The following is an 18,400-nucleotide window of genomic DNA, read 5'->3' as shown; positions in this document are numbered from 1 at the left end:
GTTCCGCTTACCGCAATCCGTAGTAGTTCTGCAAGTACATCGGATAGATGATTCTCGCCCAAGTGAATGCCGCTAATGCCGCTGCCGCCACACAGACCAGAATACAGAACAATTTTTCATACTTCTGTAGTTTTTTCTCCCGTTTCAGGAACGCCTGCACACCCTTCGTCACGAAATACATCAGCGGAATCAGCATCGGCATGCTGTATCGTCCCTGCGGCTGAAAATCAGAGCTGTAGGAATAATATGCATTCAGATAGTTTGGAATCAGCAGTGCAAACACATTTGCCCAGGTAAACCATCCTGTTTTACTCCATTTTCTCTTTGTTTTACCAGCAATCGCCGTCTGTGTGCCATCGGCATTCCAGAAGAAAAAGTCTCTCTGGCAACAGTTCCGCATCAGAATGAGGCCGATGCCAAGACAGCAGAGGTATGGAACAATAATCATTTTGGAAAGATAAATCCTATTATAGCCAAAAGCACCGACAAAGCTGTACAGCACTGTCACAAGCCAGTCATGCTCCAGATAAACTGGTCTGTAGAAGATCATACATAGCATGGAGTCGCCTTTTTTCTGGAATGTTTTGCTGTTCGATGGCTTGTACTTAGCTCTCGCATACAGTTCCGCACACGCACTCGATGTCTCTCTTCCCAGAAAATCCCCGTGATAGAGAATTGCATTTCGAATAAACCACCACAAAGCAATGACACAGACGATCACAAGAATAAAAAGACCTTTCTGGATCATCTCTTTCCAACGCTCTTTTGGTGCCTTTTCCTGATCGGTCAGCATCGTTCCCACAAAGAAGAAAAATGTCGTCAGGATAAATCCATACGCATTGTAATACGACAGGAAACAAAGACCCATTCCAATGGCAGACACTGCACAAGTTGTCCAGTTCCATCCTTCCTTATACGCCTTGACCCAGGAATAAAAAATAATAGCCGTTGAACACATGGCGAGCGCATCGCAGTTGACGTAAGAATACAGAATCACATTTCCCGGCAGAAAGACAACCAGTGCGGTAAACATCCATGCATACCGCCTCGGAAACAACAATTTTGCTGCCTTCAACACAACCCATGCCATCAACGCTCCAAGCAGTACATTAACAAACCGGGCGGAAAGCAGCAGCATCCATTCATTTGTTGTAAAAAGACTCATGCCTTTCATCAGAACGGCTGATGCCATGTAAGAAAGGATGGGATTAAACGCATAGGAGGTTCCCCAGTCCTCATTCCGGATCAGTGGATCATCTCCGCGCGGAAGACTTCCGTGTTCATAGATAAACTGTGCAATCTGATAGCGCATTGATTCATCCGCCGAAAAATTGTATCGCTGCGTACAGGACCATAAAAAGTAAAACAGGAATACACCGAACACAAACAGAATTTCTATTCTGTGTTCTCTGCTCACATCCTTACTGCAGTTTTTTCTCATCTTCCTCAATTCCCTTTAACATGCTTGCATAAACTTTTTCTGCTTCTTTGTACCAGGAGGTTCCCTTTACGAAATCCATTCCCTTTTTGCGGATTGTAGCCAGCTCATCCGGGTGGTTGAAGTAATATTCCATTCTGTCTGCGATCTGGATCGGATCATAGTCAACCAGAATGGAGTTTTCCTCATTTACCATCCAGCTGCTGTTTGCACCCTTGGAGCAGACAGCGACCGAGTTGCAGGCCATAACCTCGAACGGTACGAGGGAAAGGTTGGTATTCGAAATAACAAGGCACATATCACAGATCGCATAGGAATCTGCCAGCACCTGCGGTGTTACGATACCTAAATTTCTGTGTTTGAACGGAATCTCATAGCCGCTGACATCCCATCCCGCGAAAACAACCTCGATCTCTGGCATTCTGCGGCACAGCTCATTGAGTGCCAGCATACCGAGCTCGAAATCACGTCTCGGGGTAACCGGGCGCGCATAGAAAAAGACTCTCTTTTCGTTGTCCGGTTTTTCTTTCGGCTGATATACTTTGTCATCGTAGGAGAAATGGAAGCTGTCTGCCTGCATGCCGTACTCATTTCTCATGATGTCTCTTAACCAATCACCTGCAGTGATTCCGCGGAATCCCATCTTATAGGTGTTCTCAGCAAATTCATACTCGGAACCGTGTGCATAGAAATGCGGCTCGAAATCCTGTACGAAGTAAAACTTCGAAATCGTATTCTGGAATTTTCTTACGTAGTAAGCGGTGGTCCAGGAGGTTGCTACGGTTGCATGTGCAAATTTCATCTGGGATACATCGCAGTAAACTTCTACTTCCGGCACAAGAAGCGGGAAGTACTCTTTTAGGAATTTTCGGATGGACGCATTATCCTGAAAATTCGGGGACATGTAGAGATAAACTCTACTGTGGAAACCGAGGCGCTCCAGGTTGGAAATAAAACGGAAAATGGTGGTATGACCGCCGGAACCAGGTCCCATTTCCGGTACAACCCAATTCAGGATCTTTTTCTTGTCGTTTTTATGTTTCTCATACTCTTTTTGATTGAACGGGATCGGATCGTTGTCTACGACAAATCTGTAAAATCCGATGACGTTGTTCTTCGGCGGTACAGCCGGCTCATTGCCCTGTTTTGCGCGCTCAATCGTTTCTTTTAATCCATGATTCTTCAGATACCGTAACGCACGGTATGCTACATTTGGTTTTTTCACGTTTCTTTTTCCTTTCTTCTATGCATGTCTCTGATCGTACTGCTGCGAAATGTGACGATCCAGGAACTGTTGTTTCCGTTTGGAATACAGATGGTATTTTCCGCCGAGATAGCCGCCCACAAAGCGGTCAAAATTGCGAAACAGGGAGTAAAATGCCCAGTGGATTTTCTCTTTTTTACTGAGCGGCTGCTGACGGATATACACGCAGTCCCCTCTCACCTGACGGTACAGCATGCCCGGAAGCTGCGTCCATTTCTGTGCAATCATATACTGATGAACTTCATATAATCCCTTCTGCTCATCATAATACCGTTTGAAATACGTTCTGAGTTTGAAATTGTGGGAATGATATACCGGTGCATACGGGCAGTATACTTTTTTGAATCCGAGTTCAATCATCTTTCTCGCCCAGATCTGATCCTCGGCAAAGTTGACATCCTCATACGGATATTTTTCAAAAATATCTCTTCGGATACAGGAGTTATTGTCGGAGAAAAACGCCAGATAATGACGATATCCTTCTTCTCTTTCGTAGCGTTCCGGATCATCAAGGTGGAAAATCGTATTAGTTTCTCCAAATCCTTTAAAATGGCCGTCCAGATCACGCTTGTCAAGCAGATTGCAGTCCGGATACGGATAATGAATCCCGAATCCTCCCACGATTTCCGGGTCCATCTTCATGGCATCAATGAAATTCTGCAGCCAGGTATCGGTCGCTGGAAGCGCATCCTGCGTAATAAAGATGATATACGTTCCGTTTCCTTTGGAAGCACCATAGTTTCTCGTTTTTCCATGTCCAAATTCGGACGGCTCAATCTGAAACAAACGGCATGGATATTTGCGGATCACATCGAGAGTTCCGTCCTTTGACCCGGAATCCACGCAAATTACTTCATATTCATACTCTGTCTTCTGTTTGAAAACGGCATCCAGCACTTTTTCAAACAGATGCCCACCATTTTTGGTAGGAATGACAATGGATACATCCATAGTTATTTACTCCTTTTTATCACATGCTGCACTTTATCTGCCATACGCACAACCTTACGCTGGCGCATCCGCTCCAGCTCTTCCTCCAGAAACTGCTTCTGTTTTCTCGTTTCCTGGAGTTCTTCTTCCCTGTGTGCAAGTGCCGCTTTTTCTGCTTCGATTTCTGCCTGCAGCTGGCCTTTCCGATAAATCTCCCCGTTCAGTTCATCCCTCAGATCTTTATTCTGACGGATATATTGAATAAACTGGGACGTAACGCCATCGCCTTTGTAGTAAATCCGGTAATCAATCCGGATCTGTTCATAACCGGCATTCCGGAATTTCAGAACCGGCGTTCCAAGGAAATAATAGTCGTCGATAATCTCAAGCTCGGCGTTGTGCGAAAAAGCGATACGTTCCGTCTTTCCATCGCTGCATACGCCCGCGAGAGAACGGATTTTAATGACAGCCCCCTCCTGCATCAGCTGAAGGGAAAGCTCTCCGTCCGCGTCTGCCTTTTCAAGCATCATCACCTTCTGCTCATCCAAGCCGAAGCAGTCCTCATAATAGAGTTCTCTCTCCTCCGGTGCTGTTTCGGTGAGCACAACCGGGTACATCATTTTTTCTTTTTCCCAGATAGAAAGCGGATAATTGTGCCGGTGCAGTTTTCCATAGAACGTGGCGAGCGCATTTGGCTCACCCTTTCCGGCCGCGAATTCCTGGAAGCACTCTTCCATATGGTAGTATACCGGAATCTCTTCCATGGAAATACCGCCAATGGCGTACAGTTCTTCCTGCTCTTCCTTCGTCAGTGCACTCGCCGCCTCCTGTAAAAAGACGCTCCGCGCATAGATAAATGCAATCGGTACGGCAAACGGGAATACCCACTCGTAGTCTGCCACCCAGACCTTTTCTCCATCCAGAAGAAGGTTGCCAGGAATCATGTCAATATTGGAAATCTCCGCTGCGGCAAGTCCTTCTTTCAATGCCGGATGGCCGAACACCTCACAGAACGCATCGGTTTCCACAAAGGATTTCTGCCCTTTTGCCGATGCAATGATCTGATACAGCAGTTCATAATCCTTTTTCAGCGATGCAAAATCTTTTTCTTTTCCATGACGGGAAATGCGCGTTTCCAGACTTTCCCCTTCTACAAAAGGAAATGCAAGCGCGCATTTTTCTTCATCCAGTTCGCATGGGCAGATCTGTACGCCCGCATAGGCGTACAGATGCTCCAGCTTTCTATAGTTTTCATACATATGCCGGATGTGGAGTTCTCCCTCTTTCTGCAGCGGAAGCTCCACACACGCCGGATCCCATCCTCTTCTGTAATCCGGGTCATAATCTGAAATTCGTTCCGACGTTCTCTCGAAAATTTCGTATACAGAACTTTCCTCATACGTTTACTCCTTTTTCTCCACTTCAATCAGAAAGGAATTGGAAAAAACCGGAAACAGACCGGACTTCAGGATTCCGTCAAATGCTTTGCCTTCGTCAAAAAGTGTGATCCTGTCAGCATCAAAATTCCGCTGATTTTTTCTCAATTCACCCGGCTTCGGCAGATATTCATCCGAATAAATGACCGCCGGAAATTTGTAATCCGGATAGGGATAATAAAACTTGAACTTCGAAAAACCGTTTTCCTGCAGCATCTGCTCCAGCTCCGGTTTGCTGAATGTCTCGACAAAATCGATCCCCGGATATCCTTCAATTCCGACAAATTCCCGGCCCACATGGTCTTCCCTGCAGCCGGCAAAATACTTCAGTCCCAGACGGTTCTCAATCGCAATCAGGATTTTTCCGCCCGGTTTTAAGAGACGATTGATCTTTTCCAGATATTCCGGATACGGATTATCCTTTCCAATATAGCTTTTTGCATACTCCAGAACACCGATCAGTGTCACGTAATCGAAGCGTTCTTCCATTTTTTCTGCAACAACATTAAAGTTTCCAACCATAATCTCCAGGTTGGACGCATCCTGATTTTTGTAGGCATTGATCGTACTGCGCCGCTTCGACAGATCGTTTGCCACTACCCGCTTTGCATTTCTGCAGAGCACGCCGGAAATGGCTCCGCAGCCGGCTCCGACTTCAAATACGGAAGCATCGTCTTTCCACTCATACCAGTCCAGAATATTTTCCCGTTCTGGAGAAAGGTGATAAAAAATCGGCCAGCTTTTTTCTGTGAGGATTACCTTCTGGTAATCCTCTTTCGGCGTCGTCTTGACGATCTCCAGCAGCCGGTCCTCAATGCTGCCGTCGCTGTAAGCATCTTCGCCGTCATAATAATCCAGGTTCAAAAGAACATTTCCTATTGTTTCTTTCATATAACCCCCGTCGTTTATCCTCCGCATCCTACTCGTAGGTCACGGTAGAGTTCATATCAAAAAATCCTACGGTGTCTTTCATGGAGAAGACTTCCAGGAAGCAAGCATCGTACAGTCTGTGGTGGATCACCAGCTCTTCCAGATGGTAGCTGGTACATCCAAACGACATCAGATACTGTCCGCTCTGCAGCGGCATGATCTGGTCAAAGCATACCGTGACGGTCTTTCCTGCTTCCACCACGTCTTTTGTGTAATCCTCCAGCGCCGTATTCGTTCCGGTAATCTCCGTTCCCTTCCGGTCTTTGATCGAAAAGGCAAAAATCGGATGCTCCATCGTTTCATGGAACTTGATTTTCATCTTGATGCGGAATCTCTGGTTTTTATCCACAGAAGATGTAATCATACCTTTGTGGTCGATAATCGCAAAGTCCACGATCTCCGCAGCCTTGTCTCCATACTCTACCAGCTGCGCATTCGCAATCAGGCGTTCTCTCCAGAGGCCTTTTTTCGGCTTTTCTGCCGATACGGCACCGGATGCATCTGCTTCGGTTCTCTCTTCGGTCTGTTCTGCACTCTCTTCGGTCTCTTCCTCTTCTTTTGTCTCGTCATCGTACTGGTTGGCAAGAATCTTCTTGTAGACATCGACTGCCTCCGACGATTTTCCAACCATCACCTGTTTTCCTTTGTTAATCAGAAGACATCTCTCACAGTACTTGATGACGCTGCCCATATCGTGGGAAACGAAAAGGATCGTTTTTCCTGCTTCTTTCAGATCGTTAAATTTCCGGTAACACTTGGACTGGAAGAAAATGTCTCCGACGCTTAAGGCCTCATCGACAATCAGAATATCCGGATCCACATTGATCGCAACCGCGAAGGCAAGGCGGGCAAACATACCGCTGGAATACGTCTTAACCGGCTGATTGATAAAGTCACCGATCTCTGCAAACGCAATGATATCGTCGAGCTTTGCCTTCATCTCCTCCTCGGTATAGCCAAGCATCGTTCCGTTCAGGAAAATGTTCTCAATACCGGTATACTCCATGTTAAAGCCTGCACCCAGTTCCAGAATGGCACTGACTCTTCCCTTTAACTCCACGTTTCCGCTCGTCGGGTTTAAGACACCTGTGACGATTTTCAGCAGTGTGGATTTTCCGGAACCGTTCGTTCCAATGATACCGACACACTCGCCCTTATGCACCTCAAGTGAGATATCCTCCAGCGCAAAATGATCGGTGTGATAGTTTTTATGTGTCAGTGAAAGCGATTCTTTCAGACGGTCCATCGGCTTTTCAAACAGCTTGTAGACCTTGCTGACATGGTTAATTGAAATTACTGTTTCTGTATTTTCTGTGCTCATTCCATCCTCCTATAATACATCTGAGAAATGAACCCGGAGGCGCTTGAACACTTTGGAACTGATTAGTCCTGCCATAAGCACAAAAGCCCAGAAGTAAAGGGTGTGCCATGGATGCTCGAAGAACCAGAGTCCATTCATAAAGCTGTCACGATATCCCTGGACAATATAGTACAGAGGATTCAGCTTCAGAAGGCTGTTCAGCCAGTTCGGAATATTCGGAATTGTTGTGGTATCCCACAGAATCGGGGTTGCCCACATGCCGACATTCAGAATTACATTGATAATCTGGCCGAAATCGCGGAAAAACGGTGTGATGGAACAGGTCAGATAGGAAAGTACAACGACGAGACAGATCACCGCAAAGGTATAGTACCCGATCTGGATAATCTGAACCGGCGGAAGTTTTCCCATCAGTGCAAAAATCAAAATAGCAAACACAATAAAGAACAGATGTACAAACAGGGAAGAAATCACCTTTACAATCGGAAGTACACTGATTTTAAATACGACCTTCTTTACCAGATAACTGTATTCCAGCAGACAATTTGACGCACTTGGCAGCGCATCAGAAAAGAAGAACCACGGAATAATACCGGAAACCAGCCAGCAGATATACGGATATCCAGTGGCAGCTGGCTGCACGCGCAGTCCGAGCTGGAATACGACAAAGTAAACAGCAACCGTCACCATCGGCTGGATAAATGCCATATAATGCCAAAATACGCTCCGGCGAATTTATTGCGGAAATCATTTTTTGACAGTTTCCAGATCAGTTTCCGGTTCTGATAAAGTTCTTTGAATACGTTCATAAATGTTTTTTACTCCTTATTTCTTTAAATCCTTAATTCCGCCCCATTTATGATCTTTTTCCGAAATAATCAGATCTTCTTTTGTCATTCCTTCCGGCATCGGCCACTCCACGCCGATCTCCGGATCGTCAAAGTACAGACCGCCCTCATCGTTTGGATGATAGAAATCGGTACATTTATAAGCAAACTCTGCATAATCAGAGAGTACGATAAATCCATGTGCAAAGTTCTTCGGAATAAAGAACTGTTTCTTATTTTCTGCCGAAAGCAGGACGCCGAACCATTTTCCGTAGGTTTTGGATCCCTCGCGAAGGTCAACCGCAACATCGAATACTTCTCCGTTTACCACGCGTACCAGTTTGTCCTGCGGGTAATTGATCTGGAAGTGAAATCCACGCAGGACACCTTTTTTGGATGCAGACTGGTTATCCTGTACGAACTGGACATCAATGCCGGCTTCTTTAAAATCATTGTAATTGTATGTCTCCATAAAATATCCGCGCTCATCGCCGAATACGGTCGGGGTAATTACTTTTAATCCTTCAATTTCACAAGATTCTACTTTAATTTTTCCCATTTTTCTTTCCTTTCTCTTCTCCACAAAAATGTGAACAGATCTTTTTTTGACCTCTTTTGTGTCTACAATCTTTGCTATTATACCATTCTTTTCTGAGAAACTCAAGAACCCATTTTCACGCCCGCCCCGCCGCTTTTTATGTAAATTCCCGGATTTTCATTTTCCACTCGTATTTTTTAAGAAAATACTATTTTTTTCGTAAAGTTTCTGTTATAATATCGTAAGTTCCCAGTTATATTTTATACCTAACGCTACCTGTTTGTTACCTATTATAAAACACTAAAGAAAACTGGAGGTTATTTACTGTGTCTCGCAAAAAAGTACAGCATGTTGGAAAGATACTTTTTTCCATTCTTTCCGTTCTGTTAGGATTCCTTGGGATCCTTCTTTTTACGTCTTCCCGCTGGATGCTCGCGACCTGGGCGCATCTTGATATGGAAGAACTTGTTTATCACTTAAAGGCACCCCTTGAGGGTACCAGCAAGGATGTGCTCTGGAGTTACGTCTGGTCCTGCGGCATGATCTCTTTTGCCGTTCTTGCTATTCTGATCGCGCTTTTTATTATCCTGCGCCATCGGAAGAAAGTGGAAATCATTCTCGGTTGCATCTGCATTGCCCTGGGAATCGCTCTTTCTTCCTATTCTCTTTATAATGTCTGGACGACGCTGGATATCGATACTTACCTGCACATTCAGAACAGCTACAGTACTTTGATCGAAGATAATTACGTCAATCCGTCCCAGACAACGATTACATTCCCGGAAAAGAAACGGAATCTGATCTATATTTATCTGGAATCAATGGAAAGCACCTATTCTGATAAAAAAGACGGCGGTGCTTACGACCACAATTTTATTCCCGCCCTGACTAATCTTGCCCTGGACAATATCAATTTTTCCAACTCCGACAAGCTGGGCGGCGCTTATCCGACAACCGGAACCACCTGGACCATGGGCGGTCTCTTTGCACAGACTTCCGGTCTTCCGCTGAAGCTTTCGATTCAAGGCAATGAGATGGCTTATCAGGACAGCTTTTTTCCGCAGCTTTCAACACTTGGCGACGTTCTCAATGAAGCCGGCTACAAACAGTACTTTATGATGGGTTCCGATGCCGCATTCGGCGGACGGAAGAATTACTTCACTTCGCACGGTGATTATGAAATTGACGATTACTACTGGGCGATCAGCGAGGGACTGATCCCGGAAGGCTACTACCAGTGGTGGGGCTATGAAGATGCCAAACTGTTTGAGTATGCAAAAGATAAACTGACGGAGATTTCCAAGAATGACGAACCGTTCAACTTCAGTATGCTGACTGTTGCCACCCACTTCGAGGACGGCTACAAATGTGACGAGTGTGATGAAAAGCAGTACGGAGATGACCACTACGGTATGGTGATTGACTGCTCCAGTTCCCGTGTCAGTGAGTTTATAGACTGGATCAAGGAACAGCCTTTTTATGAAAACACGACTATAATTCTTTCCGGTGATCATCTGACCATGGACTCTGATTTTTGTGAAAACATCGATGAAGATTATCAACGTTCTACTTATAACGCTATTTTAAATTCACCCATTCTTCCGGTTCATGAAAAAAATCGGATTTTCACCACGATGGATATGTTCCCAACTACTCTCGCAAGCCTTGGAGCTGTCATTGACGGTGACCGTCTTGGACTTGGTACGAATCTTTTTTCAGACAAGCCTACACTTGCCGAAGAACTTGGCTTCGATGAACTGAATCGCCAGCTCTCTATGGGCTCCCGATTCTTCGATGAACTTGATGCTGATCTTACCCCCGTCTGGGTCGGCGATGGCGAATATCAGAAATTTTATATTAAGGAAGAAGATCGATTTGCCAATAACGAATGGGTAACTTACAATCCACATCAGCTCTGGGCTGACGGTAAGCAGTCTTATTTTATTGATAAGGACGGCCACGCGGTTTCCGGCTGGCAAAAGCTTGAGGATGGGAAATGGTATCATTTTTCCGAGTCGGATTACCATCTCATCGAGGGTCCTTGCGATACAAATCCTGAATTGGAAGAGGAAACACCCGACTCCACTTCGGTAAGTGACATTTCCTCCGCTTCTTCTTTTACAGAAAACGATTTGGATTCCACAGTCGAAAGTTCTTCTTCTGGAATAGATGAGGACGATTTCTCTGAAAATGAGGATAATTCCAAAACCATCAGACATCTAGGCTCTTCTGCGGAAGATGATCCTCACGACCTGTCTCCTATCGATTATCAATAAAAATTTGATAACGATTCAGATCTATGCAATATAAAATAAAATCCCGCAGAAAAAGTTTTCATTTCTTTTTCTGCGGGATTTTTATTTTGCAAAATATTTAAAGCAGTATACGCTTAACTATTGTCTTACGTACAAAAATATGTTTTTTCCCATTTTTTTCACCTGTGTAAGGATCCACTGGATCAGTAAGGCAACAAAAATCGCTGCTAATAAATACAGAATTTTTGTCTGTTCTACGTCCTTCGGCATATAATACCACCAAATATCACTTTTACATCTTGACCAGTCAAACTTCAAAAACAGCTTTGTGCCATTCGCAATTGTTCCGAAAGCAACTTTTACAAGTAAAAAACCCAAAAACTGATTTTCCATAATCGAAAATGTGTTGTCTGCAAGAAGATTAATCCACTTTTTTCTTCCAAATACTGGTTCCATTATCGTTGCAATCCGCATCCAAAGTGCAATTCCCAAAAAACCAATAATAATTGGCATGACCGTTCCTTGATTAAAGTCATTGCACCACGCTGGCGTATAAGCCAACCTAGTTTTATAATGAAGAAAAATCATAATTTTTGCAGCAAACACAATCGCAAAATACACTACAGATGGAATCCTGTCCACATATTTCTCCAGTATCTTTTTATAAAAAATACCCATTGCATAAAACGGAGCAAAATACAGAATTCTGACCACTGTCAGCCACCAGCTGGTGCGATATTCCATAATCGCCAAAAAATTGCCGCCCATTCCAATAAGTACTGCCCCTGCAAAAAATATCCATTCCGGTATCTGCCATCCTTTTCGCTTAAAAAATGCCCGAATCATACAATTTAATATTTCTACCATAAACAAGGGCACAATATACCAGCCGGCCATATTAAGGACAAACTGATGCCCATCGTTTAAAGGTGAAATCAGAATATTGTGCAAATTAAATTTTCCACCGATTTGAAAGCCCCACCGATGTAATAACCTGACAAGCAGCCCATACGCAATCGTATACCCATACATTGGAAGTATCAGGGTACGAAGCTTTTTACAGACATATCTCCCCGGTCGTTTCAGTGCTGCATCTTTAAAAAAATATCCTGAACAAAAAGTAAACAGCGCCAGATGGATTCCCTCATACGGAAACCATTGCGCAAAGTCCAAAGAAATTCCACCACCATCACAATGTCCCGCAACAACCATCAGAATCGCCACAGCATATAATATCTTAAAACGATAATCTATTTTTTTCTTATTCATAATCAAAAGCCGTTCGTTTGTTGTACGCAGACCCCCTATTTCAAAGGACAAGGACTGCTTAGCTGATATCGCTTTCTTTCCATCATCGGAACGTTTTACGGCAATGTATACACCAGTACTCCCAGGATAATAATCAGATTCCCAATCAGCTTTCCTTTTGATACCTTTTCTTTCAAAACGCCAAAGGAAAGCAGCAGGACAAAGACGTACGTAAAGGTATCCAACACCGGACCGTATTTCAAATCTACCTGTGTGTAGGCATACGTATTTAAAAGAAGTACACTGCCAAAAATCAGATACGCCACAATCACGCGCCAGTTCAGATACTCGCGAAGTGCAGATGCATGCTCCTCGTTGGCGCTTTGTTTCAGCAGAATCTGTGATACTGCTGAAAACATTGTACAGATCAGCATTAAAATCATATATTTATTCATATCGCTGCACCACCATAACTCCCACCAGCACAATCAGAAGGCCGATGATATTTTTTACCGTCAGATTTTCATGAAAAATGAGCACGGCCCAGATCTGGGACCAGATCAGATAGACGCTGCGGTTTGCATATGCGGTTGACAAAGAGAATTTTTTGATTACCTTCTGCCATGCAATAGCGTAAATGCCACAGTTTGCAACCATCAGAAATAAAAATACATATAATAGAGGATTTTTGATTCCTCCCCGTTCAGCTGAACCGATGCTGCTTTCGAGAACACACTCGTCAGAGAAAACAGCAGGATATTCAGGTGCAGCTGAATATAATTTTTTGCCTTATTCAAAAACAAGTCCTCCTTCTTACTTTTCTTCCACGCGGAAAATGATATGCCCTTCTACTTCTCTTACCGGGATGCACCCCGCTGTTTCCACATAGGATACTGCCGCTGAACTGCTCGAAAGTACAATATACTCTGCATTCATTTCCCTAAGACTTCTGTAAAATTCTTTCTGATCCAGCGACAGATCCATCTGTGTGATAATCTGAAGGATCTTTGTTTCGTCTTCAATTTCCTGCTCGGTCAGTGCATCGGTTGATACCGTATTGGAGCCCTGATAGGTCAGAACCATATCGCGGTCCAGAACCAGTTCAAACGAAGCATCATACTGCCGCACGATCAGGTTGAAATCCGGTTCAAAGACAACTCTTACGGTTCCCTCTCCCGCTTCTTCGTGCAGCACCGTACAGACGGCCAGAAGATCATCTGGCATCTTATACTGGTTATCCGGCAGCTTCGGCAGTCCGCCAGCCAGTACGGAATTTCCGCCAAACAGATGACCGCTGCCAGCGCAGCCGCGGTCAGATACCGTCTCCAGCCTTTTTTCTGCCCGCCCACAACTTTCGTGCAGGCATATCCGATGGTCAGTACCATCGGCAGAATCCAGAAAAACCGGTAATAGACATTGACCATTCCAAGTTTTCCCAGGATATATTTCACCGCAAATGGATTGTATACCGTAAAGGCCAGAAAAACAGCGGTTGTTACGAACACATACCGCTCTTCCTTTTTTCCTTTTAAAGCGAGATACAGCACCGACAGCAGAAACAGCGTCAGTACGGTTGTGTTTCCTCCAAACGTCACAAAGACCTGTCTCACAAAATCGAGGCCGCTCTCATTCAGATTTATTCCGCCCACATTTTCTCCTTTCTACCGCACAACCGGAATCTGCAGGATACCGCGCACACCAAGGAGATAGACCCCAAGCACCAGCACACACGGCAGCACAGCAAGCAGATAGAGCCCGCTCTGTCCCCAGCGTTTTTTCCGCACAAGATTCGGCAGAATCACAGCACTCATGGCCACCGGTACAGTCATCATGGATGACATCGTAAGGTCAATCGCAGCGACGCCTGTCATGAAAAACAGCAGCCAGACTCTCTTTCCGTTTTTCTCCTGATACATGCGCAGACCAAGATAAAACAGAAACGGGAGGATGATATTGCACAATACGGCCTTTCCCTCGTATCCCCTCGTCAGCAGGAACGACGCATTCGAAAAGATCGTATGAAAATTCAGATTCACAACACTAATAAAGCACAGGAGCACCCATACCATCTGTTTTTCTTTTAACAGCGCCTTTCCGATCTGTGCATAGACGAGATAACTTAAAACTACCGTCATCATACAGAGAATCACCTTCGTCACTACGAGCGGATGAAGGCCCGTTAAACGGCACAGTACTGCATTTGCTGCCGGATACATGCTGAACACATAACGGATGTTAAAAAAATCCAGTGCTTTTCCTGTATATGGGTCAAAGCTGCTGATGGAATCTGTCGCAAGGTTCGTTGTCACACTTCCCACATAATACGCTGCATCCGCACTGCCGTTTTCCTGCAGTGCAGCAACAAAATACAGCTGGATTCCAATCAGCACCAGCATCACATAAAAAGCCGCCGTCTTTCCTCTCCAGAAACCGCCGCTTCTTTTTCCCCACTCTCTCCACATTCCCAGATGAAGACAGATGGAAGCAATTACAAGGACAGCCACAACAGCAGCCCATACCCATGCGAGCAGATGCAGCTTTGCACCGAGCACCATCATCGGCACAGAAATCAGTTCAAATAAGAAGTAATATGCAATAAAGCCAAACAGCACAGTTTCACCCAGATGTCCGCTCTCATACCTGTTTTCTCTGATAAAAAAAGAACCCAGGCAGCAGAACACTGCGAGCATTCCCAGAAACAGTGCCGGCATTTTTAATAAGGTAATCATGTTTGGTTCCTTTCTTTTCCTTACATTCCCAATCCCACTCATTCTAACATGATGCCCTGTCTGCGTCAAGTAATCGAAATTCTAATAAACATTGACTTTTCCCTGAAATTTTGTATAATTGTGATGTTGAGCGCTTATTTTCCACCCGGCTGTTTTACTTTTTGTTTTAATGATATATGTTACGAAAGGAGCCATTGATATGCCTTTTTCCCGGCATACCCGCAGATCCGTGTTTTCCATCGGCGCGGCATCCCTTGCCGCTGCTTTTCTTTTTCTCACCCCGGAAAACACACATGCGGCTGATACTACAGCAAAAATTCACATTCTGACACTCGGCAGCGGCTCCAATGCCATCGTTCTGGAAAGTGTAGACGATAATGGCCAGAAAATTTTCGGCATGGTAGACTCCGGCGAGGACTGGGATTACCCTGACGGATCTGATCCGCGTTATCCGCTGCGCAGCGGCATCACAACGTCGACCGGCTACGACGATGAGGTACTCTCCTACCTGGACTCCCTCGGTGTCACCTCCGATAATCTGCAGTTTTATGTTGCAACACATCCGCACAGCGACCATATTGGAACCGGCGATACCATCGTGCGGCTGTATTCCCCCGACCGGGTTTATCTGCTCCCGTATGATGACAGTTATATCTATAATACTGCGCGTCTCTGGGACAATCTTTATGTCTACGACCAGCTTCTTACTGCTGTAGAAGAGACTGAAGGTGTGACCCTGATCCAGCATCTGAATCCCGGTGCCGCCTCCGCAGAAGAAGGATCTCCTGATTTTGCTTTTGGAAATTTCCAGATCCAGATTGTCAACTACGAGGAAGATTATCTCACAAGTCCAAAAGAGGACGCCAACCAGTTCTGTCTTGGTGTAATTGCCTCCGCAAACGACCACCGCGCTTTTCTGACGAGCGATATCGACGACGTCGAGGGCGATGCCAGCCGGATTGTTTCGAACTACGGGCTGTACAGCATTGATCTGATGACTTCCAATCATCACGGATATCCGAATGCTGTCGATGCAGACTATCTTGCTGCCGTCAACCCGGAATATTTTATCCAGACCGGTGACTTCCGTATTATGGATAACGATACCGTCGAGACCCTGACCTCTCTGGGGCTGCGCGTATTTTCCACGACAGAATATTCCGGCGATCTTCCGGCAGTCATTGCTGACTTTTCCGGTTCCGCGGTCACTTCCAACGTGGATGATACCTATGAAATTTACCGCGGCCGTTCTTCCAAGCTCGTTGCTTATCATGACGGCATCCCGTACAGCGGATTTTTCACCCGCGGCGGACAGAAATATTATGCAGACAGCAGCCATCTTCTCGTATGCTCCACTTCCTGGCGCGACACAGAAACGGGCATCGAATATACCTCCGATGAAAACGGCGTGATCACAAACGAACGCCACGTCATCGGCTGGGTAAAACGGGATGGAAAATGGTATTACTACAACGATGATGAAACACCGTATACCGGCTGGCTCACCCTCGACCACAAAACGTATTACCTCGGCGCGGACGGCGTTATGGCAACAGGCTGGCTTCTGCTTGATGGAGATTACTATTATTTTTCCGGCAGCGGTGAGATGCAGACCGGATGGCAGTTTATCAGCAACAACTGGTACTATCTCGCCAAGGATACCGGTATTATGTATTCGTCCGGATGGCACGCTGATCCGGAGACCAAAACGATGTACTATTTTTACACATGGGGAGGTGCCGCACGCAATACGACACTTACCTTAAACGGTTACCGCGTCAAATTTCTTTCCTGGGGCGGTATTTCCGGCAGCACCTGGCTGTACCATGACGGTGCCTGGTATTATGTACAGAAATATTCCTGCGTAACCAATGGCTGGTATCAGATCGATGGCGCCTGGTATTTTATGAATGCGGACGGTTCCCTGAAGCAGAACGAAAGTTCCTGTATGACAACAATCTCTACTTTGTAAATAAGAGCGGAAAAATGTATCAGAACCAGTGGCTGAAATGGGATGGAAACTATTATTATCTCAGAAGCTGGGGCGGTGCCGCACACGAAGGCTGGCTGCTGCTTCAGAATAAATACTATTATATTAATGAGGACTGTACACGGAAAACGGATGAAGCCTTTACGTATGATAACAATCTTTATTTTGTTGATGAAAACGGCGTCATGCCGGCAAACCAATGGGTGATCCGGGACGGTGTCTGGTACTTTACCTACAGCTGGGGCGGTGCGAGAAAATCGCAGTGGTTCTATTATAAAAACAACTGGTATTACTTCAACGATGATGCTTCCATGCAGACCGGCTGGGCAGAAATTGACGGAAAAACATATTATTTCCAGAGCTGGGGCGGATGCGTCACCGGGACGAAAAAAATTGACGGAACAACGTATGTGTTTGATAAAAACGGTGTTCTGCTTTCCGAAAAAGAAAGCTAGAAAAATCCATATAAAAATGCGGCAGAAACGAAAATCTCATTCGTTTCTGCCGCATTTTTTATAAATTTCTTTTCCGGAACAGTGCACGAACGCACTGCCGGTAAATTCCGGTTCCCAGAAACAGGGTCAGATAGGCGATTTTCCGCCCATTCGTGAAGTGATCGCCTTCCAGTACCAGAAGCGGATGCTTTTTAAGCTCTTTTGCCAGCCTCTTCGCAAGCGCCTTTTTCTCCGCGTCCATGGTTTCCAACAGCATCAGCTTGTCCAGCACGAAAAACCGCGCCCAGCAGCAGCGCACACCTGCTTCTTTTTTCAGCGCCGGGTGGCGTTCTTCCACGACATTCTGATTATGATCCCATACTTCCACCGAACCCAGATCTGACCAGCGAAAACCGCTTGTCGTGAGGCTTTCGCGCCGGTGCACATAATAGTATTTCTGTGCTGTGGAAAAGGCCACCTTCCGGCAGTGCTCCATTAACGGAACGATGACGTATGCATCCTCGGCGATTGTTTTCTCCGGATAGACAACGCCCTCGAAAATCTCTCTCCGATACAGCTTGCCCCACGGCATCACGCCGAACACGCGCGCCTTCATCACCTGGCGCAGTCCCTCCTCGCTGTCGGTCACAGATTCGATTCCCTCCTGTTTCAGATCCGGCACCGGCCTTCCTTCATAGAGATCGTATCCGCGGCAGATACTCATTTCGGCATCATATTTTTCCGCCAGACGATACAGTGTTTCCAGAAGATCCTCCGCTGCGAAATCGTCGCTGTCCACAAACGTGATATAACGCCCCTCTGCAAGCGCAACGCCCGCATTCCGCGCCGAACTGACGCCGCCGTTCTCTTTTTGGTGATAACGGATCCGCGCATCCTGTTCTGCGTATGTCCGGCAGATTTCACTGCTCTTGTCGGTGCTTCCATCATCTACAAGAAGCAGCTCCCAGTCCGTAAAAGACTGGGAGAGAATGGAATCCACACATTTTTTTAAAAATTTTTCTGCCTGATACACCGGGGTAATGATTGAAATTTCCGGCAT

20 protein-coding genes are annotated in these 18,400 nt (G+C 45.6%); 3 read left to right on the top strand and 17 right to left on the bottom strand.

Annotated features, from left to right (window positions below):
- Positions 1-7 precede the first annotated feature (7 nt).
- From DXA55_RS11335 to rfbC, 9 genes are all read right to left on the bottom strand, one after another.
- On the bottom strand, positions 8-1,312 hold the full coding sequence (locus DXA55_RS11335; RefSeq protein ID WP_158565081.1) for an ArnT family glycosyltransferase: 1,305 nt from the start codon (positions 1,310-1,312) through the stop codon (positions 8-10).
- A gap of 109 nt (positions 1,313-1,421) precedes the next feature.
- Positions 1,422-2,663, bottom strand: coding sequence for a rhamnosyltransferase WsaF family glycosyltransferase (locus DXA55_RS11330; RefSeq protein ID WP_022462974.1), 1,242 nt, complete (start codon positions 2,661-2,663; stop codon positions 1,422-1,424).
- A gap of 18 nt (positions 2,664-2,681) precedes the next feature.
- Positions 2,682-3,653 (bottom strand): glycosyltransferase family 2 protein, encoded by a 972-nt coding sequence (locus DXA55_RS11325; RefSeq protein WP_022462975.1) that lies wholly within the window; start codon positions 3,651-3,653, stop codon positions 2,682-2,684.
- A gap of 2 nt (positions 3,654-3,655) precedes the next feature.
- Entirely contained in the window at positions 3,656-4,936 is a 1,281-nt protein-coding gene (locus DXA55_RS11320) for a hypothetical protein (protein WP_117814218.1), read from the bottom strand.
- Positions 4,937-5,035: 99 nt separating this feature from the next.
- Positions 5,036-5,959, bottom strand: coding sequence for a class I SAM-dependent methyltransferase (locus tag DXA55_RS11315; RefSeq protein ID WP_055227563.1), 924 nt, complete (start codon positions 5,957-5,959; stop codon positions 5,036-5,038).
- Positions 5,960-5,987: 28 nt separating this feature from the next.
- Entirely contained in the window at positions 5,988-7,319 is a 1,332-nt protein-coding gene (locus DXA55_RS11310; RefSeq protein ID WP_117801715.1) for an ABC transporter ATP-binding protein, read from the bottom strand.
- A gap of 9 nt (positions 7,320-7,328) precedes the next feature.
- Entirely contained in the window at positions 7,329-8,027 is a 699-nt protein-coding gene (locus DXA55_RS11305) for an ABC transporter permease (protein WP_305764456.1), read from the bottom strand.
- On the bottom strand, positions 8,003-8,128 hold the full coding sequence (locus DXA55_RS18810; protein ID WP_305764455.1) for a hypothetical protein: 126 nt from the start codon (positions 8,126-8,128) through the stop codon (positions 8,003-8,005). Before DXA55_RS18810 ends, DXA55_RS11305 begins: the two co-directional genes overlap by 25 nt.
- Before the next feature lie 16 nt (positions 8,129-8,144).
- Positions 8,145-8,705 carry a dTDP-4-dehydrorhamnose 3,5-epimerase gene (gene rfbC, locus DXA55_RS11300; protein WP_117814231.1) on the bottom strand — a complete coding sequence of 187 codons (561 nt, stop codon included), beginning with the start codon at positions 8,703-8,705 and terminating at the stop codon, positions 8,145-8,147.
- 305 nt (positions 8,706-9,010) lie between these two features.
- Between rfbC and DXA55_RS11295 the strand changes: the two genes are divergently transcribed.
- Positions 9,011-10,960 (top strand): sulfatase-like hydrolase/transferase, encoded by a 1,950-nt coding sequence (locus DXA55_RS11295; RefSeq protein WP_070103202.1) that lies wholly within the window; start codon positions 9,011-9,013, stop codon positions 10,958-10,960.
- Positions 10,961-11,077: 117 nt separating this feature from the next.
- Here DXA55_RS11295 and DXA55_RS11290 read toward each other — a convergent pair whose 3' ends face one another.
- The 7 genes from DXA55_RS11290 to DXA55_RS11265 form a co-directional block, all read right to left on the bottom strand.
- Complete coding sequence (locus DXA55_RS11290) at positions 11,078-12,208, bottom strand: acyltransferase family protein (protein WP_117814216.1); 1,131 nt, start codon at positions 12,206-12,208, stop codon at positions 11,078-11,080.
- Positions 12,209-12,303: 95 nt separating this feature from the next.
- Entirely contained in the window at positions 12,304-12,642 is a 339-nt protein-coding gene (locus tag DXA55_RS11285; RefSeq protein WP_022462983.1) for an EamA family transporter, read from the bottom strand.
- Positions 12,635-12,844, bottom strand: a complete 210-nt coding sequence (locus DXA55_RS17820; protein ID WP_242998502.1) for an EamA family transporter — start codon at positions 12,842-12,844, stop codon at positions 12,635-12,637. The genes DXA55_RS11285 and DXA55_RS17820 overlap by 8 nt, the downstream gene beginning before the upstream one ends.
- Entirely contained in the window at positions 12,844-12,984 is a 141-nt protein-coding gene (locus DXA55_RS17815; RefSeq protein ID WP_242998500.1) for a hypothetical protein, read from the bottom strand. The genes DXA55_RS17820 and DXA55_RS17815 overlap by 1 nt, the downstream gene beginning before the upstream one ends.
- A 16-nt stretch (positions 12,985-13,000) precedes the next feature.
- Positions 13,001-13,411, bottom strand: a complete 411-nt coding sequence (locus DXA55_RS11275; protein WP_147342015.1) for a hypothetical protein — start codon at positions 13,409-13,411, stop codon at positions 13,001-13,003.
- Positions 13,348-13,836, bottom strand: coding sequence for a hypothetical protein (locus tag DXA55_RS11270; protein ID WP_117814212.1), 489 nt, complete (start codon positions 13,834-13,836; stop codon positions 13,348-13,350). Before DXA55_RS11270 ends, DXA55_RS11275 begins: the two co-directional genes overlap by 64 nt.
- A gap of 12 nt (positions 13,837-13,848) precedes the next feature.
- Positions 13,849-14,916: a DUF6077 domain-containing protein gene (locus tag DXA55_RS11265; RefSeq protein ID WP_022462986.1), complete on the bottom strand. Its 1,068-nt coding sequence runs from the start codon at positions 14,914-14,916 to the stop codon at positions 13,849-13,851.
- A 199-nt stretch (positions 14,917-15,115) separates the two neighbouring features.
- Here DXA55_RS11265 and DXA55_RS11260 point away from each other — a divergent pair, with 199 nt between their 5' ends.
- A complete protein-coding gene (locus DXA55_RS11260) occupies positions 15,116-16,888 on the top strand; it encodes a hypothetical protein (protein ID WP_158565080.1) in 1,773 nt (590 codons plus the stop codon).
- A gap of 14 nt (positions 16,889-16,902) precedes the next feature.
- Entirely contained in the window at positions 16,903-17,361 is a 459-nt protein-coding gene (locus DXA55_RS11255; protein WP_117814209.1) for a hypothetical protein, read from the top strand.
- Between the two features lie 58 nt (positions 17,362-17,419).
- On the opposite strand, the gene DXA55_RS11250 is transcribed toward DXA55_RS11255, so the two are convergent.
- Complete coding sequence (locus tag DXA55_RS11250) at positions 17,420-18,400, bottom strand: glycosyltransferase family 2 protein (protein WP_055219419.1); 981 nt, start codon at positions 18,398-18,400, stop codon at positions 17,420-17,422.

Origin of the sequence: Blautia sp. OF03-13 (genome assembly GCF_003460685.1) — a bacterium.
Classification (GTDB): Bacteria; Bacillota; Clostridia; order Lachnospirales; family Lachnospiraceae; genus Fusicatenibacter; species Fusicatenibacter saccharivorans.
The sequence above is the reverse complement of the archived record's forward strand: the minus strand, read 5'-3'. Positions and strand labels throughout refer to the sequence as shown.